Source organism: Streptomyces sp. NPDC086777, assembly GCF_040702065.1.
Taxonomy (GTDB): Bacteria; Actinomycetota; Actinomycetes; order Streptomycetales; family Streptomycetaceae; genus Streptomyces.
In genome coordinates this window covers 277,102-301,003 of sequence record NZ_JBFBJI010000001.1, presented here as the reverse complement: position 1 = coordinate 301,003, position 23,902 = coordinate 277,102, and the positions used below count along the sequence as shown (strand labels likewise).

The following is a 23,902-nucleotide window of genomic DNA, read 5'->3' as shown; positions in this document are numbered from 1 at the left end:
TGACAACCCCGGCTGATCGGGTGTGTCAATGACGTTTGTCACGTCGCGGGGGCGGGCCCCCTGCCCGACATGGCCCAACAGGTCATGTCTTTCTCCTTAATCCCTCGTTACGGAACGCGGAAGGCTCTTCCGCCCTCCTCCTGTGCGGAAGCAACGAAGCACGGGCAGGGAAAACAGGGACTGAATGACATGGGTTTGACCAGTCGAACGACCGTATACGCGCTGGTGGCGCTGTCCGCCCTGTGTGTGGCGCTGCTGGTCTGGCTGTGGCCGCGGTTCGCCAAGCCGGGGCTGTGGCAGGTGCTGGCGCGGCTCGGGGCCGTCGCGGTGACACAGGTGACGATCGTCGCGGCGTTCGCCTGCGCGGTGAACTCCTCGTACCAGTTCTTCGGCTCCTGGAACGAGCTGCTGGGCAACGTCGACACCGCCCCGGTCGGCGTGACCCAGGCGGCCGGCGGGAACGGCGGCGGCTCGGTGAACGGCATCAGCAGCGTCCACGGGGCCTCGCTCGTACAGCCCGCCGGGGACCAGCAGTTGAGCAGGGTCAGCGGGCTGCCCGACGGGCCCGCGGCGGCCGTCGGCCGGGTGGAGTCCGTGAAGATCATCGGCCGGCGCACCGGCGTGGTCGACCCGGCCTTCGTCTACCTCCCGCCGCAGTACTTCCAGAAGGCCTACCACCGCATGCGGTTCCCGGTGGTCGTCGCGCTCAGCGGCTACCCGGGCAGCATCTACAACCTCGCGCAGCACCTGCGGGTCTCGCAGACCGCCGCCGAACTCCAGCGCACGGGACAGATGCAGCCGACGATCATGGTGATGATCCGGCCCACCATCGCGCCGCCCCGCGACACCGAGTGCGTGGACGTCCCCGGCGGGCCGCAGACCGAGACGTTCCTGGCCAAGGACCTCCCGGAGGCGATCAAGTCCGTCTACCGGGCCGGCCACGACGCCAGCTCCTGGGGTGTCATGGGGTACTCCTCCGGCGCCAGTTGCGCCCTCCAGCTGACCATGCGCGACCCCGGCGTCTACACCACGGCCGCCGCCCTGTCGCCCGACTACCGGGTCAAGGACGACCCCACCACCGGCAACCTCTTCGGCAGCGGTCCCGGCCGCCAGGCCCGGATCGACGGCCACGACCTGATGTGGCGGCTGAAGCACCTGCCCGTGCCCCAGGTCTCGGTCCTGGTCGCCAACAGCAAGCACGGCGAGAAGGGCTACGCCGAGACCCAGGCCTTCATCAAGGCGGTCAAGGCGCCCATGCGGGTCGTCTCCATCCTCCCCGAGAACGGCAGCCACAACTTCCCCACCTGGGTGCGCGAGATGCCGGCCGCCCTGAAGTGGATGAACCAGCAGCTGACCTTCCCGCAGGACGTCGTCCCCCTGCACCACCCGAAGAAGCCGGTGACCGAGGCGGCGGGCAAGCCCACTCCGCGTCCCACTGCCACTCCCGGCCACGGCCACCGCTCGCTGCGCGCGGAGGGCCCGGAACCCACCCCCACGGCCACGGCACACCGCTGACCGGCGCGCTGCCCCTACAGTGGGCAGCCGGTGCCGGACCAGGGGAGCGGGGAGTGGCGATGCAGGTAGCCGTGGTCACCTTCGACGGGTTCAACGAGCTGGACTCCTTCATCGCCGCCGCGCTGGTCAACCGGTGTCGCAAGCAGGGGCTGGAGGCGTTCGTCACGACGCCCGCCCCGGTCGTCACGTCCATGAACGGCGTCGAGGTGACCGGGCAGCGGCCGCTGGAGTTCGTCGCCGAGGCCGACGTCGTGCTGGTCGGCAGCGGGGTGCGCACCCGGGACGTGGTCGCCGACGACCGGCTGGTCTCCCGGCTGCCGCTCGACCCCGCCCGGCAGCTGATCGGCGCACAGTGCTCCGGCGCCCTCGTGCTGGCCCGGCTCGGCCTGCTGGACGGCCGGCCCGCGTGCACCGACACCGTCAGCCGGCCCTGGGTCGAGGCCTGCGGCGTCACCGTGCTGGACGCGCCGTTCCACAGCGAGGGGAACATCGCCACGGCAGGCGGCTGCATGGCCTCCCAGTACCTCGGTGCCTGGGTGATCTCCCGGGCCCTCGGCGACGAGGCCGTGCGCGAGGCCATCGGCTGCACGGCACCCGTCGGCGAGCAGCAGGAGACCGTCGAGCGGGTCCTGCGCGCCGTCCGCACCGGCGAGACGGCGGCCGCGGCACTGCGCTGAGCAGGGCAGCCTGCCGACGCTCAGATCCAGGTGTCGAGCCACATCCTGGACTGCCAGCCGGTGTAGGGAATCGTCTGCCCGGTGTAGACCGGATAGAAGTAGACGAAGTTCCAGGCGATGAGGAGCACCAGCACCCCCGCCACCACCGCGCCCCGCAGCCGGCGCCGCTCCGACGCGCCCGGCGGCCCGAGCAGGGCCCCGACCATCATCGCCACGGCCAGGCACAGGTACGGAACGAAGACCACGGCGTAGAAGGAGAAGACCGTACGGTCCTGGTAGAGGAACCAGGGGAGGTAACCGGCCGCCACCGCGCAGAGGATCGCACCGGCCCGCCAGTCACGGCGCAGCGCCCACCGGTGGAGCAGGTAGGCGAGGGCGAGGCAGGCCGACCACCACAGCAGCGGGGTGCCCAGGGCGAGGACCGTGCGGGTGCAGGCGGCCGTGCCGGAGCAGCCGTCCTGGCCGGGCTGCGGGGAGTCGTACGCGAACAGCACGGGACGGCCGAGGACCAGCCAGCTCCAGGGGTTCGACTGGTACTTGTGCGGCGTGTGCAGGTTCACGTTGAACTGGTAGACCAGGTACTCGTAGTGCCAGAAGCTGCGCAGCGGGGCCGGTATCCAGGACCAGGTGCCGCCGCGGCCGTCCGCCCAGTGCCGGCCCCAGCCGTCGTCGGACAGGAACCACCCGGTCCAGGACAGCAGGTACGTCAGGAGCGCGGTCGGGACGAGGGAGAGGACCGACCCGCCGAGGTCCCGGCGCAGCACCGCCCGGTACGGGTGGCGGGCGCCGGCGACGCGGCGGGCGCCGACGTCCCACAGCAGCGTCAGCGCCATGAAGAAGACCAGGACGTACAGGCCGTTCCACTTCGTCGAGGCCGCCAGGCCCAGGAGGACGCCGGCCGCGAGACGCCAGGGCCGGCGGCCCGTCCCGGTGCGGTCGCCGGTGTCCGCGTCCGGGCGCACCCTGCCCTCCGCGTCGGACGGCAGGGCCGCCGCCAGCCGGGCCCGGGACCGGTCCCGGTCGATCAGCAGGCAGCCGAACGCCGCCAGCACGAAGAACATGACGACGAGGTCGAGCAGCGCGGTGCGGCTCATCACCAGGTGCAGGCCGTCGATCGCCAGCAGCGCCCCGGCCAGGCAGCCCAGGAACGTCGAACGGAACAGGCGGCGGCCGATGCGGCACAGCATGAACACCGACAGGGTGCCGAGGGCCGCCGTCATGAACCGCCAGCCGACCGGGTCGAGACCGAACAGCCACTCGCCGACGGAGATCACCCACTTGCCGGTCGGCGGGTGCGCGACGAAGGAACCGGTGTCGGAGAGCGAGACCACCTGGGGGTGCGCCAGGATCTGCGGGTCGGCGATCTTGCGGTCCGGCCAGGTGCCCTCGTAACCGAGGTGCAGCAGCGCCCAGGCGTCCTTGGCGTAGTACGTCTCGTCGAAGACGAGGTCCCGCGGCCGGCCGAGGTGCCAGAAACGCAGGACGCCGGCCAGGGCGGCGACGAGCAGCGGGCCCAGCCACTCCGTCGCCCGCGCGAGCCGCCGCGCCCCGGCCGGGCCGAGGCCCAGGAGCCGCCAGAGTCGGGTGGGGGGTTCGGGGAAGGGCGGGACCAGGCGTTCCCGGACACCGGTGGGCGAGCCCGCGCGCGGGGCCCCGGCGTAACCGAACCGGCGCAACCGGTCGAGCCACACCGGGGACTCCGGCGCCGGGCGTATGCCGTCGAGGTCGTGGGAACGCGTCGCGCTGGTGTTCGTCACCGGACGACCTTAGGCCGTGCCCGCACCCGACCGCGAAGCGGCTGCGGTGTCGGGACGGCTGCGGAGTCACAACGGCCGTTGGGCCGTAACGGCCGTCGAGTCCCCAAAGCCGTCGAGTCGCAACGGCCGCCGAGTCGCAACGGCCGCCGGGTCGTTACGGCTGTGGTGTCGGCTCGGCGTCCGCGGCGGGGGCCTGCCCGGAGTCCGGGTCCGGTGCCCGCCCGGCACCGGGGACGGCACCGAGGGCGGCACCGAGGGCGGCACCGGGGATGGCGTCGGTGGCGACGGCCATGTAGAGGGTGAACGTCGCGTCGACCGGATGACCGCCGTTGGCGGACCGGAACGCCCCGGGGCACGCAGGACGGTGCCGGCCCCGACCAGCATGGGAATCGCGAACCCGCTCGGCGACACGACGGTCACCGCGCCGCGGTTGCGCAACCGGCCGAGGTCGAGTTCGTAGCCGACCGGGAAGAGGAAGAGCACCAGGGCGACTTGGGCCACGGACGTCAGAATCGGCTTGATCTGGTCCGGGAAGAGGGTCTCGTACACCCCTCCGATGGCCAGGCCGAGCAGACCGGGACCGACGGCGATGCCGACGAACAACTGCCCGATCACCGGGGGTTGCCCCAGTCTTCGGGCCACCGCCCCCAGGGCCGAGGAGACCGCGATCACCACCCCGAGGGCTGCGACGACGCGCGTGACGGTGGAGTCGATGCTCGCCGGCAAACCCCTTCGGCAAGTGCCGCTCCCTGTAGTGATGTTCGCACGCAGTGCAGCCGCGGCCGGTGACGGGCCACCCGTTCTGGCCGGCCGACGACCCCTGAGGACGAGGCACGTGCGGGCCGACGCGCCGGCTCCGGCACCCCCGCCGCGCCCTCCCGCGCCCTGACCGCCCGGGGACCTCGCGGGCCCCGGTCCGGCCCCGTTTCGCGTGGCCCCGCCAACTTTCCTGCCCCGCACCAGGCTTGGACCCGCCACGTGCGGGGCAGAGCCCTCCTACCGGACAGCAGGCACCGGTCAGGGCTCGGCAAGAGGAGGGCGTCATGGACGGTCGGATCCGCGTACGCGTTGTTCGTCGGCCCGCTCCCCGCGGGCAGGAGATCGACCGCAGGACGCCTTCCGGGCGCATCCTGCCGTACTAGTACCGGTGTGCGGGCGGGCGGTACGCACCGGCCGCCCTGCGCCCCGCACCTGTGGCCACGCGAGCCGCTTCGGACCGGCGGCCACGAGCTACGTGTGCGATCCGGCGGCAGGGAGACGGCCGCCGTGACCGTTCGGGAGCCGATACGGCGCGTGCCGCGGCGCCGCTCCGACCGGTCCACCCGTCCCGTTCATCCACTTCGTCGCGATTTGCCTGACATCCGGCTCTCCCCTCGGGGGGGGCGAGACGTGCCACGGCGGCTGGCCAGGCTCGGGAGGCGGTTCCCTCCCGATACGACCGGCCGCTGCCGACCGCCCCGCCTCTCGCGGCCTCCTCCTGGCCGACCGCGTCGCCGACCTGGTCCGCTTCCGCCAGGAACCGGTCGGGACGGTGTCCCGCCGCCGGTTCGTGTGCTGAGCGGCAAGGGCCACCTCCCGTTTTGCGATGCGCGGCTGTGGGCACATCTCGTGCCATGCGAGCCCGGCCATCGGCGGGGAAGGAGGTACGCGACAGTGCATCACCTGGTGAGGACGGCCAACGGGCGACGACTGCAGGTGGAGGTGCCGGCGACCTCCTGGGAGCGGCCGGTTTTCCTCCTGCACGGCATGCCCGGCAGCCGGGTCGGCCCGCGGCCCCGGATCCGTTTCCTGCAACAGTGCGGTGCGGCACTCATCAGCTTCGACCGCCCGGGATACGGCGGGTCGGACCGCTGGGCCGGCCGGCAGGTGGTGGATGCCGTCGAGGACGTGGCAGCGGTGGCGGACGCCCTCGGCCTGAAGCGTTTCGCGGTGGTCGGCCGTTCCGGTGGCGGACCGCACGCCCTCGCGTGCGCGGCGCTGCTGCCGGACCGGGTCACCCGGGCGGCGGCCATGGTGGCACTCGCGCCGCGGGATGCCGAGGGGCTCGACTGGTTCGCCGGGATGGCGCCGTTCAACGTCCAGGAGTTCCACACGGTTGTCACCGATCCGGAGCGGTACGCGGCCCGGATCATCCCGCGCTCGGCGGTCATCCGCCGCAACCCGGCGCGGATGCTGGAGGACCTGTACTCCGAGCTCACCGAGGACGACCGGCGGATCGTCTCCGACAGCCGCACCTGGTCGATGCTGCTGCGCAACTATCGTGAGGCGTTGCGTACTCCGTACGGGTGGATCGACGACGCGATCGCGCTGACCAGTCCGTGGGGCTTCGATCCGGCGCGCATCAGGGTGCCGGTGCTGCTGTGGCACGGCGCGAAGGACGTGTTCTCGCCCGCCTCCCACTTCTCCTGGCTGGCCGCACGCATCCCGCGCGTCAAGGCCGTCCTGGAGCCGAAGGCGGCCCACTTCGCATCCTTGCGCGCGCTCCCCCAGGTGCTGGACTGGCTGCTGGCGGGCGCGTCGTGGGGCTGACGGTGAACCGTCCGCGGGGCGCACCCTCATACGGCCAGGGGTTCCAGGTCCCAGTACACCCGACGCTCCGCCGTCGCGAAGCGTGTGATGATGTTGTTCTCGCCCAGCTGATGGCGCAGCCCCTTCAGACCCCTGACGGCTTCGTCATGCAGCGACTGGGCCTCCTCCCGGCGGCCGAGAGCACGCAGGGTGAGGGCACCGTTGTTGATGGCGGCCAGTGTCTCCGGATGCTGGGAACCGAGGTCGGCGCGCAGGGCGTCCGTGCTGCGCCTCTCGCGCTCCCAGGCTTCCCCGGGCCGACCCGTCTCGGCCAGCACGATGGCGTAGTTGGCGGAACAGAACTGGGTGTGCGGGTGATGGGCTCCCAGGGTCTCGGTCATGCGGTCCAGTGCCCTCAGGAACACCTCCTCGGCCCGTTCCGGGGCACTGCAGCCCCAGTGGAAGACACCGAGGTTGTTCATCGCGGTCTGGGCGTACGGATGGGACTCGCCCGGTTTCTTCCGGTACTCGGTCAACACCTTCAGGGCGACGTCGCGCGCGGCTTCCGGATCCCCGGCCGCGAACAGGTCGGCGGCGAGGTTGAGTTCACAGGCGAGCGAGTCCGGGGTGGGCGCGGCGTACTGCGACCGGTACCGATCCAGGGTCGCGGCCGTCAACCGCCGCGCGTCCTCCAGATCGCCTGTCCGGCGCAGCGACACCGCGAGTGACTTCGCGCACCGCAGCGTGCCCGGGAACTCCATGCCGAGCACACGCTTGTGCTCCTCGTACGCCCGTGACAGCAGGGCCACCGACCCCGTGTAGTCGCCGACCTCGCGCAGGTCGCGGCCGAGGTTCTCGGTGGACGACAGTGTGGAGATGTGGTCGGAGCCGTGGACCTGGGTGCGGAGGGCGAGGGTGACCTCGTCGATCTGCCGGGCGTCCCGGTACCTGCCGACCATGCGCAATGCCAGGGCCAGGTTGTTGGCCGCGTTCAGGGTCCGCGGATGGGCCTCGTAGAAGAGGTCGCTGAAACCGTTGTGTGCTTCTCGCGCCAGCTCCACGGCCTTCACGTACTCGCCCAGGGCCGCCAGATCACTGGAGAGCCCGGAGGCGGTGATGAACGTGTGTGGGTGCCGGGTGCCGAGCAGGAGGCGCTGCCGCTCGAGCACATTGTCGTCGACCACCCGCGCCTCGACGTACAGCCCCTGGGAGCGCAGTACGTTCGCGAGCTGGCAGCGCAGGAACAGGTACTGCTCGTCGTCCTCGCCGAGCGGTTCCTTCCAGTGGGCCAGGAGTTCCTCGGCCAGCCGTTGCGCCCGGCTGAACTCGCCGCGCTTCCAGAGGTAGCGGACGCGGTCGATGAGCAGCCGGCGAGGTTCCGCCTCGGTGCAGTTGCGGATGTCGGAGGCGGTGAGATGCGGCCAGATGCTGTCGAACTGCCGCCAGTTCTCCCGGTTGTCGGTGGGTTCGTCACCCTTGGGGCGGGCTCCCCTGAGGATCTCGTGCACCGTGTGCCGGGCCTCGCGCCGCTCCTCTTCCGACATCTGGGAGCGGATCACTGCTTGCACGAGCCGGTGCACCTGGATCGAGCGGGAGATCTGGTCGACCTTGGCCAGGGCGAGCTGGCCGATCTCCCGCACCAACTGGCCGATCAGCAGGCTCTCCGTCAGGCGCAGGGCGGTCAGCAGCTCGTCGCTTTCGTAGAGCAGTTCGGAGGAGATCGGCTCGGCGGAGAAGAACGCACAGAGCTGCAGCAGCCGGACCGAGGCGGGCGAGCGCTCCCTCAGCCGTTCGATGGAGATGTTCCAGGTGGCGGCCACCGTCCCGGGGTAGTCGGGGGGTTGGTTGAGCGCCATCACCGCTGCGGTCTCCTCGGTGAGGCGCCGTAGGTACTCGGCCGTCGGCACGCCGGTCTGGGCCAGCCAGGCGCCGGCCTGTTCCACGGCGAGCGGCAGGTCGCCCACGGCCTCCGCTACCTGGTCGGCCTCCACGGAGGTGAGGAACCCGGCGCGCCGGGAGAGGTGTTCGATGCTCTCCTGACGCTCGAAGACATCGACCGGCAGCGTCGCCGTCCTGTCCGACCATGCCTGGTTGCGGGAGGTGATCAACACGTGTCCGCTGCCGGTGGCGGGCAGGTAGCCGGTGAGGTCCTCCGGGTCGTCGGCGTTGTCGAAGACGAGGATCCACCGCGTGGTCGGACTGCCCCGGGAGAGCATCCGCAGGGTCTCCTTGCTGGCCAGCGCCATGTCCTCACCGCCGGGCGCGCCGATGCGGGCCCCGAGCTCGGCGAGCGAGGCCACCACGTTGTCGGCGTTTTCGGACGGCACCCACCACACCAGGTCGTAGTCGGCGCTGAACCGGTGCACGTACTCCAGCGCGATCTGGGTCTTGCCGACGCCGCCCATTCCGAACAGCGCCTGCTGTTGCGGCAGCACGGCGGTCACGCCGCTTCGTAGCTGCTCCCGTACCTTTTCGAGGATGTAACCCCGGCCGGTGAAGGTGCTGTTGCGCTGCGGCACGTTCCAGTGGTCGGGTGCGTGTCCGGGGAAGCGGGGCGCAGCCGGCCCGCCCTTCGGCAACTGCGCGGGCAGTTCGAGCGCGGCGAGCAGTGCGGCCTCGCAGAGCGGCTCCTCGAGCCCGTACAGATCGACGTCGAGAACGTCCTGGTCCAGGTGGGACGGCGGCTGGACCTCGTCGATCCGCACCTCCATCAGCGATCCCGCCGAGGGGGCGCCGTCGGCCGCCGGGCCGGGCAGGCGCCCGGCGTACCGGGCTCCGAGGAGCGCCTGGGACCGCAGCACCAGGACGTGGGTACCGGCCGCCGGACTGTCGGGAGGTCCGGCGGCCACGTCGTGCAGGGTGACGGCGCAGCCCGCCCGCTGCAGCGTCGCCTTGACCCAGTCGGCCCACATCCGGTTCTCCGCCGCATAGACGATGACCACCTGTGTGACCGTGGGCTGCGGCAGCCGCCGCATGAACGCGTCCCGGCAGCGCAGCCGCACGGGATCCGGGATCGGTGGGAGCGTGGTGACCTCGTTGTCGGTGATGAACGCGGTGAGCCGCTCGAAGGCGGACAGCAGGGACTTGGGGTCGCCCTCCTTGTCCCCGACGACGGCAAGGGTCTCCTCGTACGCGTAGTACGGCTTGTAGGGGATCTCGACGCTGCCCCAGTACGCGGTGACCTCGTCGGCGCTCAGGCGTTCCCCGGCCGCACCGTTCGGGAGTCCCGCGAACTTCAGGCGCGCTGCTGCACGGCCCGCCTCGACCTTGTTCTTCTCACCGTCGTCGACGCGCATCGGCACGGGAAGTACCCGGACGCGCCGCGCACGATGTTCACTGCCGACGCTGTCCGCCACCTCGGCGGCCCCGTCCAGGGCCTGGTCGCTCAGTGTGAAGCAGTCCACCAGCACGTCGGGCATCTGCAGAGTGCAGATGTCCGCGGTGTCCGAGCGGCCGGTGCGCGAGTCGATCAACACGTAGTCGTAGGACTGCTTCATGCTGTCGCGCAACGCCTCCAGGAACATGCCGCCGCCCAGGCGGTCGTAGAAGTTGTCCCACTCCAGGGAGGACGCCACGCCCGAGTAGGCGCGGAACTGCTTACCCGCTGACAGGAAGTCGAGCGAGCCTCCGCTCTCGAAGCTGAGTCCCTGCTGTTCGGGGCGGATCGAGACGGCGTGCTGCTCCACCTCCGCGAACTCCAGGTGCCAGGGTCCTGTGCGGGTGACGCCGTCCGTCGCCGCCCAGGCGAAGTCCTGGAGGATGTTGAGGATGCCTCCGGTGGCGGCGAGCACGTTCGGATCCAGGAACGGATGGAAGAAGCGATCCAGTCCCGGGGCCTCCAGGTCCCAGTCCACGGCGAGGACGCGTTTGCCGTTGGCGGCGAGGATCCACGCCGTGTTGGCGAGCGCCATCGTCCGTCCGGTGCCGCCTTTGTACGAGTAGAAGGTGATGATGCGTCCGTCTGCGGCGGCCGTCATGCCTTTCCTCCGGGGTCGTTCCCCGTGTCCGGGGCGGATGACGGGTAGGGGTCCGCCAGACGTGGTCTGGGGAAGTTCGGGCCCGGCGGCAGTCGGACCTCCGCGTTCTTCAGGTACTGCCGGGTCGTGTAGGCGACCACCTCGGGCAGCACTCTGGTGAAGGACTTGAGCGTGGGTACGCCGTTGACGGCCGTCCGGGCGTCACCGCGCCGCGTCCGCTCCAGGATCGTCGGCATCACCCGCTCCAGTTCCTCGGCGAACCGGCGCCCTTCCGCCCTGTGGTTCTGCAGGTCCGCCCGGCAGCGCGGCACGATCGCGCTCACCCAGGGGCGGGAGTAGGCATCGAACGACTTGAGTCTGCTCCGGCGCTCCTCGTCGGCCAGCGCCCAGTGGTCCACGACCAGGATGCCGGGCTGTCCATTCCTGGACTCCTGTGAATCCTCTCCGTGGTCCTCGTCGTCGAAGCCGACGACCGTCACCCGGTAGTCCAGGGAGCGGATCAGCTCCTCGGCGTGTGCGGACAGCGCGCGGGTCGACTCCGTGTGGTACGGGTTCCAGTCCAGGGTGTCGTCGCCGTAGGGCTGGGCGTCGCGGTGCTTGGGGACGGAGTCCACGGTGGGTGCGGCGACGGTCAGCCGGATGTGCCGGGGTCCGGTGCCGCGCGGTTTGAAGGCGCTGGGTGTGCTCTCGTAGTCGCGGGGGCGGCCGGGCGGCAGCCGGGTCTCGTGGGCTGCCTGGACGATCCGCTCGGCGAGGCCGTACACGGTCTCGTCGTACTCGTCGCGCAGTCTGCTGAGTTTGATCAGTCCGTAGATGCCGTTGCTGAGGTACCGGCCGCGCTCCAGGAGGGGCTCCACATGGATGTGCCTCACGGAGTACGGAAGTTCACGCATGTCCAGGCGCGTCCACAGGGCGGGCACGATGGCGGACGCGGTCGCCGCCCCGGAGGTCCTGGCGTTCAGCATCCGCTCGTGGAACGCGTACCACTCGCGCCCGCACATCTCGCTGGAGAAGTAGCGGGGCGAGTAGAGCGGCACGAACACCCGGCAGGTGGCGAGGTTCTCGCTCAGCTTCTCGGGCCAGCCGTCTCCGGAGCGCATCTCCCGGTCCATGAAGCCGGCCGGGGAGCCGGCGGGCAGGTCGGTGAGTGTCATGATGTGGCTGCAGAGGTCGTTGTACAGGACGCGTACCCAGTGGTCCGGGTCTCCGCTGTCGGGGCTCCACGCCGGGGTGTGGGCGTACGACAGGAAGAAGTAGGGCCGGTTGTCCGGGCTTCGGTCCTCCGGGTGTTCCGCTGCGCCCACAGATCCCCCTGTCGCCCTACGACCGGAACCAACAATGTGCCCGAAAGCAGCACGGTAGGGTCGGCTGTTTTCAGGTCAAAGGTCGGCGATATCCGGACATCTGGATCTTCGCGTGGTCGACAACGTCACGCATCGCGCAGAGCACGACCGGCCTTGACGCCCATGAGGATTCCGCGAGCAGCCCGCGGGGCAGCCGCGCTCCCATCTCGCCGAAGTCACTGTCGTCCAGGGTGATGTCCCGGTACGACACCCAGTTCCCCTCGCGGTGCACCACGCACCGGTAGGTGCGCCGAGGTGGTCGGGGCCGCATCAGGTACTCGGCGTGGTGGAACGCGCTGCACACCTCGAACCCGACCCGCAGCAGAAGGATCTGCGTATCGGCGGCGTACAGCCTCGCCATCGGGGAGAGCCTGCCGAAGTGGCTGCGCATCGGATGCCGGCGCAGCAGTGTCCGGGCCCGGGGCCCGAGCCCGGCGAACGAGGTCTGCGGATGCGCGCTGCGCAGGGCGCCGCGCGTCGAGCGCACGCACTCGGCGAGTGCGCCCATGGTCGGACAGGCGGTGGTGTCCGGGTCGAACGGCGGCATCGACCGGCGATACTCGCTCGCTTCGGCGGCGCTCATGCCCGCCACCGCCGCCCGATCGCTGCGCGACGTGTCGGAGTTCTCGGGCGTGAACGCAGGCACGATCAGTGTGCCTTCGGGGCCGAGTGCGGTCAGCAACACGTCCCGGACCGACTCCGGAGAGCTCCCGGTGCCGCTCAGCGCCGCGTGCACCACCAGCACACCGCCACGCCGGACGCCCAACGAGTGCAGCAGGTCGCCCAGTTCCGCATCCGCCGACCGCGCCGCCCCGGTCATGTTCTCTCGCGAACGCTCGACCACTGCGACCACATGCGGGCCACCAGCACAACCCCGGTCGCCGTCAGTTCGGACTCCGGAAGCAGGGTGAGCGCGGTCAGAGCGCGTGCCGCCGCCTCGTGCGCCCCCTGCCCCAGTCCGTCGTCCGCCCGGTCCAGCAGGACGCCGGCGGAGCTGCCGGGCCGGTGCAGGTCGGCCGTCTCGCGCAGCGCGGTGAGGCGGGCCCGGCGGCCGACGCGCGGGAGTTCTCGGACGAACTCCTCCGGCGTCACGTCCACCGCCACGCCCAGCGCCCCGTACCCGTGCGTGCCGAGTTGCAGACCACTGCCCGCAGCCAGCGGGGTGAGCACCGCGGGACGGAACGCGTCCGGGTCCGCGTACCCGTCCTCTGCATCCTTTGCGTCCTTCGCGAGCAGTTCGTAGGCCCGGCTCAGCAACTCGGTGAACTCCGCTCGCGCGGGCGACGGGGCGACCGCGGCGGGATAGCAGTCGCGGTAGGGATCGGCGTCGTCGATGAGCGGTCCGTCCGGGGCGGCCAGCCGGCCGAGCGGGTTCCAGCGCGGGGCGCAGCCGGGGTCGCGGGTCCGGACCCAGTCGTCGTCCGGATCGGGACCATGCCCGTCGGCGCTCCGTACCCGGAAGGCGTCCGGAGCCACCGTGACCTCGATGCGGCCTGGGGCGTCCAGGCGGTAGGTGCCCCAGGTGGGCAGGTGCAGCCGGGTGCCGGGCTGGTTCCAGGAGAGTGTGGCCGGTATCCCTGCCCGCAGGGCCGCGGCGACGGCCAGGGACAGGAACCGGGCCGTGTCGACGGGGCCGCGCAGGGAGCGCTGGAGGCTGGTGCGCACGTAGGGATGGGCCAGCACCTCGTCCAGCTGCGAGGCGGTCCCGGCGTCGGCGTCCAGGGCCAGCAGCAGCCGCCAGGCGTCCGCCCAGTCCGGCTCGGACGCCAGGTGCTCCTGCGTCCGGCGCAGCAGTATCCGGTCCAACTCCAGCTGCGCCCAGGAGAGCCGCTTCGAGCCCAGGACCGCGGGGGAGAAGGTGCGGTCGGTGACCCGGTCGGCGATGCCCTCGATCAGGGAGCGGAGGTCGTGGCAGAAGACACTGGGGTTGTCGAAGCCGTTCCCCGAGCGGTACCGGTGCCCGTACAGGCCGCCGCCGCAGGACCGCACCACCGGGCAGACGCGGCAGGTGTCGCCGAGCCCGTCGACACCCCGCTGCCGGGCCCGGACACCGGGGTGCGCGGCGAACTCGGCGAAACCGTGCCGGAAGACGTCGTAACCCGTCTCCGGGGCGCCCGCGTAGGCGGACTTCAGCCAGTCGGCCTGCTCGAAGTCGCCGTCCGTCTCGATCACGGCGAGGTCGCTGGGTGCCAGCCCCAGCGCCTCGGTCAGCGGCGGCCCGCCGCGCAGCGTGCTCAGCACCGAGTCGAAGGTCCGCACCGGCATCGGGCGGCCCTGCTGCTCCCAGCGGTCGAAGACCGCGAGCAGCCAGTCGGCGTACGGGGTCGGGGTCCCGGCCGGGTTGGGTGGCGGGCTGTCCCAGGTGGAGTGCGGAAGCAGGTAGTCGATCCGCGGCGGGGCCAGTTCGGTCAGGGCGTCGTGCACGGCGACCGGGTCGTTCGCCACGTCCACCGTGCACAGCACTCCACTGAACAGGTGGCGGTACTCGGGCTCCTGGAGTAGCCGGATGCCGCGGACCGTGCGGTCGTAGCTGCTGCGGCCCCTGCGATCGAGCCGGTGCCGGTCGTTGGCCGAGCGGTCGCCGTCGAGCGACACGCCGACCTGGACCCCGAACTCCCGGCAGACGTCCAGGTGCCGCCGGTTCAGGGTGATCGCGTTGGTGTGCATGCGCAGGTCGAGCGCGGTCAGCGGAGCGAGGGTGCGGGTGAGTTCCGCGCAGATGTCCCGCAGCCGGGCCGGGCCGACCAGCAGTGGTTCGCCGCCGTGCAGGATCACCGAGACGGATTCCAGGGTCCGGGACCTGGCGTACTCGGCCAGCCGGGCGGCGACGGCGCGCACGGTCTCCGGGCGGATGAAGGTCGGGCGGGACCGCCAACTCTGGTCGGCGTGCTGATACACGTAGCAGTGGTCGCAGAGCAGATCACATCTGCTGTGGATTTTGAGGACCAGCTGTCTCAGGGGAGGGCGGTCATCAGCCGGGTCATGCTGTGCGCAGGTCACCGCTCCATCATTGATCCGGGTCATGACCAGCCCTTCGCTCAGGTCGCTGAGTTGAACGTGGCCAGCCGGTTCGAACGGTGGTCGGGGACGTCGATCACGCGATGCGCGTCGCGGGACGCAGAGGCCTCGTACGGGTCGATGTCCGCCAGGCGGGTATGCCGTGGACTGACCGCGATCGAGGGGACGCGGCGCGGTACGGGCTTCTCCGAAAGGGTCATGGTGCCTCTCAGCCGGTTCGGGCGGGTGCCGTCATTGTCGTTGTCCCAGCGACTGTCATGCGACGCAACTCCCAGTCGGAGCAGGGACCTTAATTACATAGGGCGAGTCCGGTCGTGTCGACGTGCACCATAGAGCAGGGATGCCCTGCCAACCTCTTGTGCACGGATCCGATTTCCGCACTTATTAGTTTGTCAGGCTGGCTTTTCGTGGGCGTGCCGAAGACGACGGTGGGCAGTGAATTCCGGGGGGACACATGGGAGCAGCGACGCCTGTACCGAGCACCACCCTGTCCAGTGCAGATCTGCCGCCACTGTTTCAGGTGAGCGACCAATGCGCGTTGCGCCACCAGAGTGACGCGTTCCGCGCCGTCCGTACGCATCTGATGGTTCTGCTGCTGGCCACCACCGCGGCTGTTCTGACCGAGCAGGCGTCCGGTCATGTCATGGCGGTGTGCGCCGCGTTGCTGTATGGGCTGACGATAGCCCTAGGGCTGAGCACCTCCCGGCGTCGGTCCCGGGCGCACTGGCAGGCACACCGGGCGGTCGCCGAGCTGCTCAAGTCGCTGGCCTGGGAGTACATGGCGCACGGCGGCCCTTTCCACTCCCACGTTGTCGACCCTGACGCGGTGTTCGCCGAGCGCCTCGAGCAACGGCTGCACGAGCTGCGCAAATGCGGCTGGGAGGACTCCCGTGACCCCGCCGAACGAGGAGAGGGCCAGATCACCCCGCGGATGCGCGCGGAGCGGGCCAAGTCCTACGCGGCCCGCCGCGACCTCTACCTTCGCGACCGGCTCCTGGAGCAGACGGTCTGGTACAAGAACCGGGCCTCCCGTGCCCACCGTGCCGCCGCCCGCTGGTCCACCGTCACCGCGGCGCTGACGCTGTTCGCCTTGGCCGCCGCGCTGCTGCGGACGGGTGGCCTGCTCGGCGGTGCCGACCTCGCGGGCCTGCTCAGCGCGGCCGCCGCGGCGGGCGTCGCCTGGCAGGAGGTGCAGCGGCACGGCCCGCTGACCCAAGCGCACTCCCTCATCGAGCAGGATCTGGAGACCACCCGGATCGCCATGACCACCACGGTGACGGAGGCGGGCTGGGCCGAGGCGGTGGGGGAGGCGGAGCGACTGATGTCCCCCGCGCACACGGAGTGGCTGGTGCGGTTCGGCACCTGAGGCGGCTCCGCCGCGCCCTGTCAGTCGCGCAGCGCCCCGTCCGGCCACAGCACGGTCACCGGCACCCCGATGCGCCGGGCGTAGGCCACCACGTCACCCGTGCCGCCCAGACCGCGTGCCGGACGGCCGTCCCACACGGCGAGCAGTTCGTCGGAGCGCTCCACGATCCACTGGCCCGCCGCGAAGTACGCCTGCTCGTGGGTCGGTTGAACAGGCAGCTGGACCCGGTTCGCGCAGCACCGCAGGATCCTGCGGTACGCGGCGCGGGCCGCCTCGTCCCCCAGGTGGGCCTCGTAGTCCATGCCCGGGATCACGGCCGTCACCGGAACGCCGTGCGCCAGGGCGAGGTCCGCGAAGAGCTGGTCGGTGCCGGCGGCGAGGCAGCTGAGCGCCTCCAGGGCCACGTCGGTGCGGCTGAGATGGCGCCGCAGGGCGGAGCGGACGTAGGGCAGGACGGACGGCGGGATCACCCGGTGTCCGGTCACGCCGACGCGGGTGACGGCGAGGCGGGGGACCGGTGCCGTCTCGGCGAGCTGGTCGGCGAACATGGTGATGTCGGCTGTCACGGAACGTCCCCTCCCGTCACCATCGGTGAGTCCACCCTAATCGAGGGGTGACGAGGCGCGCACGGGGCGCGTCGGCTCACATCGGTGTCCGGTCGGCCGGTACGGGTGCTCAGGCGGCCAGCGGATCCAGCACCAGCGGTTCGATCCGGCCCTCCAGCATCGCGCCGATGCCCTGGACGGCGCACACGTCCGGCCGCTCCGCGATGTGCACCGGCATCCCGGTGGCCTCCCGCAGCAGCTGGTCGAAGCCGGGCAGCAGCGCCGACCCGCCGACCATCACGATCCCGCGGTCGGCGAGGTCGGCGACCAGGTCGGGCGGGCAGTCGCGCAGCACCTTGCCGATCCCGTCCAGGACGGACATGAGGGGCGTCTGGATGGCGTCCCGGACGGCCGCGGTGTCCACCCGCACGCTGCGGGCCAGCCCGGTGACCACGTCCCGCCCGTGGATCTCGGTGGAGGCGGGGCCCTCCGGGGTGAGCCCGGTCCCGTCCAGGGCCAGCTGCAGGGGGCGCACCGCCTGGTTCGGCAGCATCAGCTCGTGCTCGTGCCGCAGGTGCTGGACGATCGCGTGGTCCACGGCCTCCCCGCCGACGGGCATCCGCTCCGCGCACACGATCGATCCGAGGGAGAGCACGGCCACCTGGGTCGCGGCGGCCCCGCAGACCATGATCATGCTCGCCTCCGGCCGCTCGACCGGCAGCCCGCACCCCACCGCCGCGGCGATCAGCGTGTCGACCAGTTCCACCCGCCGCGCCCCCAGCCCCACCAGCGTCTCGATGGTCGCCCGCTGGGCCAGCGGGTCGGCGTCGTGCGGGGTGCAGGCCGCCGCCCGCAGCCGGGGCTTGCGGCGCAGCGAACGGCGGATCTTGTCGCCGAGCAGCTGGCGCAGCATGCGCTGGGCCATCTCGATGTCGACGACGGTCCCGCCGGAGACGGGCCGCACCACGCGGATGTAGTCGGGGGTACGGCCGGTCATCTTCTCCGCGAACTCGCCGACGGCGATCAGGGCACCGGTACGCGTGTTCATCGCGGCGACGGAAGGCTGGTCGACGACCAGGCCCATGCCCCGCACGTACACCCGGGTGCGTGCGGCCCCCAGATCGACGGCGAAATGGCAGCGGCGCAACTGCTCCAGACTGACGGTCACGGCAGATCCTCCCGGTGCGCGGGCCGTGCGGGGTGGCACCGCCGGTCGGCGGCCTGCTTCGCATCCTCCGGGGGATCGCAGCGGCGCGCCTGCGGGGAGGGTCCGGGCGGGGCACCGCTGAATGGGGGTTTCCCGGTTACAGGGCGCGGGCGGCCTCCAGGAGGGGGCGCAGGCCGGGTTCGCCGCCGACGTGGAAGAAGGGGATGTCGGCCTGCCGGGCCGCCGTCCGCTCCGCCTCGGTGGCGCCGACCATCAGGCACTTCGAGGGGCGCACGCCGAGATGGTGCAGGGCCTGCGACACGACGTGCGGGTCGGTCGTCAGCGGCGCGTACACCCCCTCGCGCCCGTGGACGCCGCCGTGCAGGCAGTCCAGCAGTCCGCGCCGGCGCAGATACGCGGTCGCCGTGTACGGATCGCCGCCCGTGACGACCGCCAGCTGCAGGCCCATGTCGGCGAGGGTACGGACCGCGAGGTCGGCGTCGGCGAGGGGCACGGACCGCTCGGCCACCTGCGCCTCCATGGCCGTCAGTCGCGCGCGCAGCTCCGGGGAGACGTGCTGCGGGTCCAGCATGGAGGGCCGGCCGAGCGGATCCGGACCGAGCAGCCGGGCCAGCAGCGGGATCTGCCGGTTCACGTCGTCCGGGTGGAGCCGGACCAGCGTGCCGTCGAAGCCGAACATGACCGCGTCCGCCCGGCGCAGCCGGGCGTTGAGGTCGACCCGCTCCGGACGGACCGGTGGCACCGGGTAGGGGACGTGGGTCGCCGTCAGCGTGAGATCCCAGTGGATGGAGAGGCCGCGCGGTGCGCTCCGCCCCGGTCCGGTCCCGAGTTCGGCCTGTGCCTGGCCGACATAGGTGCGCGGGTAGTGGTCGGACAGGTACCGAAGCCGCCCCCGCAGGCAGTTCACCACGACGTCGGACGAGGTGGTGAGGACCCCGAGGGCGGCCACCTGGAGCAGGTCGGTGATGCGCCATCGTGCCTCGCCCACGGCACGGAAGGGCCCCTGGGAGACGTCCAGCTCCAGCCGGTGCTCCGTGAGAGCGACCTCGTAGTAGCCGGTCGCCTCGGGGATCCGGGTGAAGCTGAACCTGCCGTCGCCCCCGACCTCGTACACGACGGTCCTCGTCTCTCCCGCCGGCTCGGGCCAGAGGTCTCCGTCCGGCAGCCGGTAGGGCCCGTGCACGGGTGGTACTCCGGGCGAGCCGTCGTACGGCGGACGCGCCGCAGGGCACAGCAGGAACCAGCCTTCGGCGGTCCCGCTGCGCAGGGGCAGCAGACTCCGGCCGGCGTCGGTGTCGTCCTCCAGCTCGTCCCGCAGCAGCTGCGGTACGGCGATGATGCCCCGCCGGTCGTCGGCCGCGTCCAGCGTGCGCCGGACCGTCGACAGGGCCGGGGCCTCGGTGCGGCCGTCCTGGTGCACACAGGAGAAGACCACCAGGCATCTGGGTCCGCCGAGCCTCCGCACCTCGTCCTCGAACCGCCGCATCGTGGCGAGGACCAGCGGCAGCCCGGAGACGTCCGGCTCCGTCAGCACCGAGAAGCCGTTGCCGCGGGCGGCCAGCACGTACTCGCCCGGCGCCGGCCCGCCGTCCGCCACCAGCCGGGTGACCGCACGGCCGAGCGCCGCCACGTCGTCCGGATGCCGGGGGCCGTCGGCGAACTCGTAGGTGACGAGGGTGCGGTAGGTCGGCGGGGGCGGCCACCCGGCGTGACCCTCGGTGTCGGTGTCGGTGTCGGTGTCGGTGTCGGAGGAGGGTTCCTTCCCCACCGAGGAGTCGGCGTCGGCGGGGCCGTGCCCGGTCTCCTCGGGCGGCTCCTCCGCGCCCGGCGGGTCCTCCACCGCGAACAGGCTCTCGGGTACGACGTTCTGCGGCAGCGGCGACTCCCGGCGTGCGCTCGCCTCCTCCTCGATCGCGAAGATCGACGGCAGCGACTCCTCGGTGGGGAAGGAACCCTCCTCCGGTTCGTCGGGCGCCCGGATCTCCGGGGCCGGCGGCTCGTACTCGCCCCCGTCCCCCGGCTGCTCGAACTCGGCCCGCAACTCGTGCCCTATCGCACGGAGTTCGGGATCGGTGCCGCCGGCCAGCTCGTACTCCTCGTAGACCTCCAGCGCTTCGTCGGTACGGCCGAGGCGGTTCAGCGCGATGAGCAGCAGCCTCAGGAGGTCCTCCTGGGAGGGGTGGGCCCGCAGGAGATCGGCGAGCTGCACGGCGGCGCGCTCGTAGTCGCCGAGGTCCAGGTCGAGTTCGGCGCGTTTGCGGTGCAGGGCGAGGCGGAGCCGGAGGAGGCGGGTGCGGGCGGTGCGGGCCGCGGGGCCGGGGATGCCGGGGAGGGCCTCGCGCCCCTGCCACAGCTGCAGTGCCTGGTCGATCATGCCCCGGGCGTCGGTGAGCCGGCCCTCGGCCGCCAGTTGTGTGGCCCGGCGTTCCAGCCCCTCGCACTCGAGCAGGTCGACGTAGTCGTCGCCGACGTGCAGGGCACAGCCGTCGGGATGTCTCGCCAGAACCCCCGGCCCGAGAAGCCCGCGCAGCCGGGAAACGATCAGGGCGAGCTCGGCCGTCACGTCCCGCGGCTCCTCGCCCGCACTCCAAAGACCCCTCCCGAGCTCGTCCCGGGACACCACGCGACCGTGCTTGAGCAGCAGCATGGCGAGTACCGCGCCCGCGAGGGGGTCGACCTCCCGGCGGTCGTGGGGAAGTCCCAGGAGCGGCTGCGACAGCAGGTGGTAGAAGCGGGTCCGGTGCAGGTCGCCCGCCGCGTGCCGCAGGTGCGGCTCCGTGAGCAGGGCCAGCCCTTGCCGCTGGACGCGCAGCGACTTCGACGCCAGCATGTTCAGGGCGTTCGCGTAGACCCCCTGCACGGAGCGCGGCAGGTGTTCGAGCTCCGACGGCGCCAGGGCCGGCGCCGGTGCCGGCGCCCGGCGGCCCGGTGCGGTCAGCCGCAGCAGCAGGGTCCGCAACGCCCGCAGGTCCTGTCCCTGCCCGGCCGATCCCGAGGCCCTGCCCGGTTCGAAGCGGGTGAGCCTGACGGTTCCGTCGGGCAGCAGCATCACGCCCGGCAGGCCGATCGAGCCGTGGGCGAGGCCCGCCGCGTGCAGTGCCGTGACGGCGTCGGCCAGTTGAGCTCCGATCGACGTGATGAGCGGCGCGGACAGGCTCTCGCCGTCGGTCGGCGCGAGTCTGCTCAGGGCGATTCCGTCCAGCCATTCCGTGACGACGTAGGGCGCCCCGTCACCGAGCCCCAGGTCGAGCCCGAAGTCGAGGACGGCCACCACGTTCGGGTGGGTGAGCGACCGCAGGCGTCCGGCGTCACCGAGAAACCTCTCGCGCCGGCCCCGCTCCCGGAACGGCTCGTGCAGCCTGACCGTCACCGTCCGGTCGGTCTCGACGTCCTCGGCCAGCCACGTCGAGCCGCCCGGCGCGAGCTGCCGCACCAACCGGTACCGCGCGCCCGGCCCACGTGCCACCGGGACCGCCCCGGCCCCGCCCCCGGCCAGCCGCCGCACGCTCTCCGCCCGGACCGTCGCGAACGCCTCGCCCTCGCCCGCCGCGGACGTCCCCGCCGTCGTCGCGGCCACCGCCCGGAACTCCCCGGCCGCCGTGCCCGCCCGCTCCTCGATCAGCCCGCCCACCCGGGCCAGCAGTTCGCTCGTGCCGCCGCGCGCCGCCCGCGGCAGGCTGCGCAGCAGCAGTTCCCGTGCTCCCGGCCGGAACGCGTACGATCCCGGTGGCCCCGGCACCGCCGTCAGCACCCCGCTCAGAATCACCTCCGCCAGATGCTGCGGCCGCGGATCCGGCTCCACCGCCCGCTGCACCAGCCGCATGACCGGCAGGTCGGGCCGGCCGAGCGCGAGATGCCCCGCCAGCCGGAACGCCTCGGGGGACGCGGTGGCCCGGAACCGCAGGACCAGGTCCTCGGCGGAGAGACGGGACACGTCGGTACGGGAGTCGCCGCGGACGCCGACGGCCAACGGCGCGGCCGCGCCCGGGAACCGGACCCCGCCCGCCGACGCCACCAGCCCCGCCCAGTTCGCCAGCCACCGCGGCCCGGCCTCCAGGACCGGCAGCACCGGGCCTTCCGGGAGCTCCCCCTCGTACGGGGTGAAGGTGAGCGCGGCCGTCGGTGCCGCCGGGGACGGCGCCGACAGCAGGCCGGGGGAGGCCGGCAACGCGGTGTCGCGCCAGAGGTGTTCGGGGAGCGGCTGCAGCACCGCCAGCGGCATCTGCCGCGCCCACCGCCGCAGGGTGGCGTACCACCGCGCCCCTGCCGCGCCCGGCCGCCACTGCGGGCCCATGCAGTCGCTGATCAGGAGCGTGACCGTGCGCCCCTCCGCGGGCGGCGCCGCGCCGCGCACCGTACCGTCCGCGCCCGCCCGGTACCGGGCCACCGTCCGGAACACCCCCGACTGGGCCAGCGCCGTGTGCAGTTCGCGGAGCAACGGGTGCCAGACAGGCATCGTCGGACCGTCGTCGTACACCAGGTTCAGCCGCAGCCAGCGCTCCCGTGCGGGGCGCAGGACCGGGAGCCACCACTCGGGGGCCGCGCCGAGGCGGGCGATGCGGTCGGCGGTGGCGGGCTCGTCGAGCCGGTGGCCGGACGGGGCGTCCGTACGGCGTTTGAGGGGGCGCAGGGAACGTTGCAGGGCCAGGGGGTGGCGCAGCATGGACGGCGCGGGCGCCAGGAGGGCGGCGTACGGGCCGGAGGCCGGGGTCGGGGAGGGCAGGCGGAGCGGGATGCGGACGGGGTCCTCCGGAGTCCCCGGGACCGGGGGCCCGGCCGGGTCGGGGCGCGGCGCCGGCGGCGGGTCGGCGGCCGGGCCCGCGGACGGCGGTTCCGCCGGTACGGGAGCCTCGTCGGGCGGACGCGCAGGCTCCCCCTCCTCCCGGCTCATCCGCCCCGCCAGCCACAGCAGCTCGGCCAGTTCGCGTGGCGTCGGACGCACGCCGTCCCCCGCCTGCGCCAGCAGGCCGGCGAGGCGGGCGAGCGGAGCCGGGTGGTCAGAAGGCATCGGCCCGGGCGGCCTCACCGAGGTACGGCATCAGCTGTTCCGCCAGTTCGTCCAGCGACTCGGTGCTCAGGTCGGAGGACCGGGCCAGGTAGATCGCGTTGAGGAGCTGGTCGGTGGCGAGGTCGCCGCCGCCGACCCGGGACAGGAACCGGGTGATCAGCGACTCGGCGTAGGCGTCCGGTTCGCCGAGGTGGGCACGGACGATGCCGGCGAGCTGCCGGTCGTCGGGCTGGCGCAGCCGCAGCGTGACGCAGCGGCGCAGGAAGGCCGGCGGGAACTCGCGTTCGCCGTTGCTGGTGAGGACGACGAACGGGAAGGCCCGGCAGCGCACCCGGCCGCGCTCCACCCGCACCCGTTCGTCGGTCCCGTCGACCATCACCTCGGCGGCCGGGGAGTGCCGTGCGGCGCGGACCAGCTCCGGGATCTCGTACTGGCCCTCCTCCAGGACGTTGAGGAGGTCGTTGGGCAGGTCGAGGTCGCTCTTGTCGATCTCGTCGATGAGCAGGGCGCGGGGGCGGCCGTAGGGGAGGAGCGCGGTGCCGAGCGGGCCGAGCCGCAGATGGTCCTCGACGCCGGACTCGGGGACCGGGGCGCCGGGTTCGAGGACCGTGGCCGACTGGCGGGCCGCGTAGAGGCGGGAGAGCGGGTCGTACTGGTACAGCCCGTCGTGCAGGGTGCTGCGGCTGGTGATGTTCCAGCGCAGCACCGGGCCGAGCCGCAGCTCGCGGGCGACCGCGTAGGCGAGGGAGGACTTGCCGGTGCCGGGCGGGCCGGTGACCAGCAACGGGCGGCGCAGGTAGAGGGCCGCGTTGACGAGCTGGACCGTGCGCGAGGTCGCCTGGTAGGTCGCGGCGCGATGGGTGCGGTCCGGGGAGGTGGCCGAGGTGTCGTCGGCGTCGGCGGGTGTCGCCAGTTCCGGGCCGCCGTCGAAGGCCCGCCAGGGCGGCGGCGCGGGCAGCGCGGTGATGCCGTCGTGCGGCTCCTTCGTACCGGTGTAGACGGGCCACAGGGGCATGGGGG

General features: G+C 72.3%; 15 protein-coding genes and 1 pseudogene. 4 read left to right on the top strand and 12 right to left on the bottom strand.

Annotated features, from left to right (window positions below):
* The first annotated feature begins 189 nt into the window (after window positions 1-189).
* Window positions 190-1,515, top strand: a complete 1,326-nt coding sequence (locus tag AB0472_RS01365; RefSeq protein ID WP_366352318.1) for an alpha/beta hydrolase-fold protein — start codon at window positions 190-192, stop codon at window positions 1,513-1,515.
* A gap of 59 nt (window positions 1,516-1,574) precedes the next feature.
* Window positions 1,575-2,192 carry a DJ-1/PfpI family protein gene (locus tag AB0472_RS01360; protein WP_366352316.1) on the top strand — a complete coding sequence of 206 codons (618 nt, stop codon included), beginning with the start codon at window positions 1,575-1,577 and terminating at the stop codon, window positions 2,190-2,192.
* Between the two features lie 20 nt (window positions 2,193-2,212).
* Here AB0472_RS01360 and AB0472_RS01355 read toward each other — a convergent pair whose 3' ends face one another.
* The 3 genes and pseudogenes from AB0472_RS01355 to AB0472_RS01345 form a co-directional block, all read right to left on the bottom strand.
* A complete protein-coding gene (locus tag AB0472_RS01355) occupies window positions 2,213-3,907 on the bottom strand; it encodes a phospholipid carrier-dependent glycosyltransferase (protein ID WP_366352694.1) in 1,695 nt (564 codons plus the stop codon).
* A gap of 196 nt (window positions 3,908-4,103) precedes the next feature.
* Entirely contained in the window at window positions 4,104-4,241 is a 138-nt protein-coding gene (locus AB0472_RS01350) for a hypothetical protein (RefSeq protein ID WP_366352722.1), read from the bottom strand.
* Between the two features lie 83 nt (window positions 4,242-4,324).
* Window positions 4,325-4,621: pseudogene (locus tag AB0472_RS01345) on the bottom strand (cation:proton antiporter); the annotation flags it as partial.
* Window positions 4,622-5,602: 981 nt separating this feature from the next.
* On the opposite strand from AB0472_RS01345, the gene AB0472_RS01340 reads away from it, so the two are divergent.
* Window positions 5,603-6,478, top strand: a complete 876-nt coding sequence (locus AB0472_RS01340) for an alpha/beta hydrolase (RefSeq protein WP_366352314.1) — start codon at window positions 5,603-5,605, stop codon at window positions 6,476-6,478.
* 26 nt (window positions 6,479-6,504) lie between these two features.
* On the opposite strand, the gene fxsT is transcribed toward AB0472_RS01340, so the two are convergent.
* The 5 genes from fxsT to AB0472_RS01315 form a co-directional block, all read right to left on the bottom strand.
* A complete protein-coding gene (fxsT, locus tag AB0472_RS01335; RefSeq protein ID WP_366352313.1) occupies window positions 6,505-10,434 on the bottom strand; it encodes an FxSxx-COOH system tetratricopeptide repeat protein in 3,930 nt (1,309 codons plus the stop codon).
* Window positions 10,431-11,738, bottom strand: a complete 1,308-nt coding sequence (locus AB0472_RS01330) for a TIR-like protein FxsC (RefSeq protein ID WP_366352311.1) — start codon at window positions 11,736-11,738, stop codon at window positions 10,431-10,433. Before AB0472_RS01330 ends, fxsT begins: the two co-directional genes overlap by 4 nt.
* Before the next feature lie 70 nt (window positions 11,739-11,808).
* Window positions 11,809-12,597 (bottom strand): AAC(3) family N-acetyltransferase, encoded by a 789-nt coding sequence (locus AB0472_RS01325; RefSeq protein WP_366352309.1) that lies wholly within the window; start codon window positions 12,595-12,597, stop codon window positions 11,809-11,811.
* Complete coding sequence (fxsB, locus tag AB0472_RS01320) at window positions 12,594-14,801, bottom strand: radical SAM/SPASM protein FxsB, inactivated metallohydrolase extension form (RefSeq protein WP_366352307.1); 2,208 nt, start codon at window positions 14,799-14,801, stop codon at window positions 12,594-12,596. The genes AB0472_RS01325 and fxsB overlap by 4 nt, the downstream gene beginning before the upstream one ends.
* 14 nt (window positions 14,802-14,815) lie before the next feature.
* The gene (locus AB0472_RS01315; protein WP_366352305.1) at window positions 14,816-14,995 is read right to left on the bottom strand and encodes a hypothetical protein; all 180 of its coding nucleotides are present in this window, start codon (window positions 14,993-14,995) and stop codon (window positions 14,816-14,818) included.
* 254 nt (window positions 14,996-15,249) lie between these two features.
* On the opposite strand from AB0472_RS01315, the gene AB0472_RS01310 reads away from it, so the two are divergent.
* Window positions 15,250-16,161 (top strand): DUF4231 domain-containing protein, encoded by a 912-nt coding sequence (locus AB0472_RS01310; protein ID WP_366352303.1) that lies wholly within the window; start codon window positions 15,250-15,252, stop codon window positions 16,159-16,161.
* Between the two features lie 20 nt (window positions 16,162-16,181).
* On the opposite strand, the gene AB0472_RS01305 is transcribed toward AB0472_RS01310, so the two are convergent.
* From AB0472_RS01305 to AB0472_RS01290, 4 genes are all read right to left on the bottom strand, one after another.
* On the bottom strand, window positions 16,182-16,709 hold the full coding sequence (locus tag AB0472_RS01305; protein WP_366352692.1) for a hypothetical protein: 528 nt from the start codon (window positions 16,707-16,709) through the stop codon (window positions 16,182-16,184).
* Window positions 16,710-16,836: 127 nt separating this feature from the next.
* Window positions 16,837-17,874 (bottom strand): rod shape-determining protein, encoded by a 1,038-nt coding sequence (locus AB0472_RS01300; protein WP_366352301.1) that lies wholly within the window; start codon window positions 17,872-17,874, stop codon window positions 16,837-16,839.
* A 136-nt stretch (window positions 17,875-18,010) separates the two neighbouring features.
* On the bottom strand, window positions 18,011-22,882 hold the full coding sequence (locus AB0472_RS01295; RefSeq protein ID WP_366352299.1) for an SAV_2336 N-terminal domain-related protein: 4,872 nt from the start codon (window positions 22,880-22,882) through the stop codon (window positions 18,011-18,013).
* Complete coding sequence (locus tag AB0472_RS01290) at window positions 22,872-23,897, bottom strand: MoxR family ATPase (protein WP_366352297.1); 1,026 nt, start codon at window positions 23,895-23,897, stop codon at window positions 22,872-22,874. Before AB0472_RS01290 ends, AB0472_RS01295 begins: the two co-directional genes overlap by 11 nt.
* Between the last annotated feature and the right edge of the window lie 5 nt (window positions 23,898-23,902).

Coding starts and splice junctions, on each gene's coding strand:
- AB0472_RS01365 (WP_366352318.1), top strand. CDS start 190: ATGGGTTTGACCAGTCGAACGACCGTATACGCGCTGGTGGCGCTGTCC.
- AB0472_RS01360 (WP_366352316.1), top strand. CDS start 1,575: ATGCAGGTAGCCGTGGTCACCTTCGACGGGTTCAACGAGCTGGACTCC.
- AB0472_RS01350 (WP_366352722.1), bottom strand. CDS start 4,241: ATGGCCGTCGCCACCGACGCCATCCCCGGTGCCGCCCTCGGTGCCGCC.
- fxsT (WP_366352313.1), bottom strand. CDS start 10,434: ATGACGGCCGCCGCAGACGGACGCATCATCACCTTCTACTCGTACAAA.
- AB0472_RS01325 (WP_366352309.1), bottom strand. CDS start 12,597: ATGACCGGGGCGGCGCGGTCGGCGGATGCGGAACTGGGCGACCTGCTG.
- fxsB (WP_366352307.1), bottom strand. CDS start 14,801: ATGACCCGGATCAATGATGGAGCGGTGACCTGCGCACAGCATGACCCG.
- AB0472_RS01315 (WP_366352305.1), bottom strand. CDS start 14,995: ATGACCCTTTCGGAGAAGCCCGTACCGCGCCGCGTCCCCTCGATCGCG.
- AB0472_RS01310 (WP_366352303.1), top strand. CDS start 15,250: ATGGGAGCAGCGACGCCTGTACCGAGCACCACCCTGTCCAGTGCAGAT.
- AB0472_RS01305 (WP_366352692.1), bottom strand. CDS start 16,709: ATGTTCGCCGACCAGCTCGCCGAGACGGCACCGGTCCCCCGCCTCGCC.
- AB0472_RS01295 (WP_366352299.1), bottom strand. CDS start 22,882: ATGCCTTCTGACCACCCGGCTCCGCTCGCCCGCCTCGCCGGCCTGCTG.
- AB0472_RS01290 (WP_366352297.1), bottom strand. CDS start 23,897: ATGCCCCTGTGGCCCGTCTACACCGGTACGAAGGAGCCGCACGACGGC.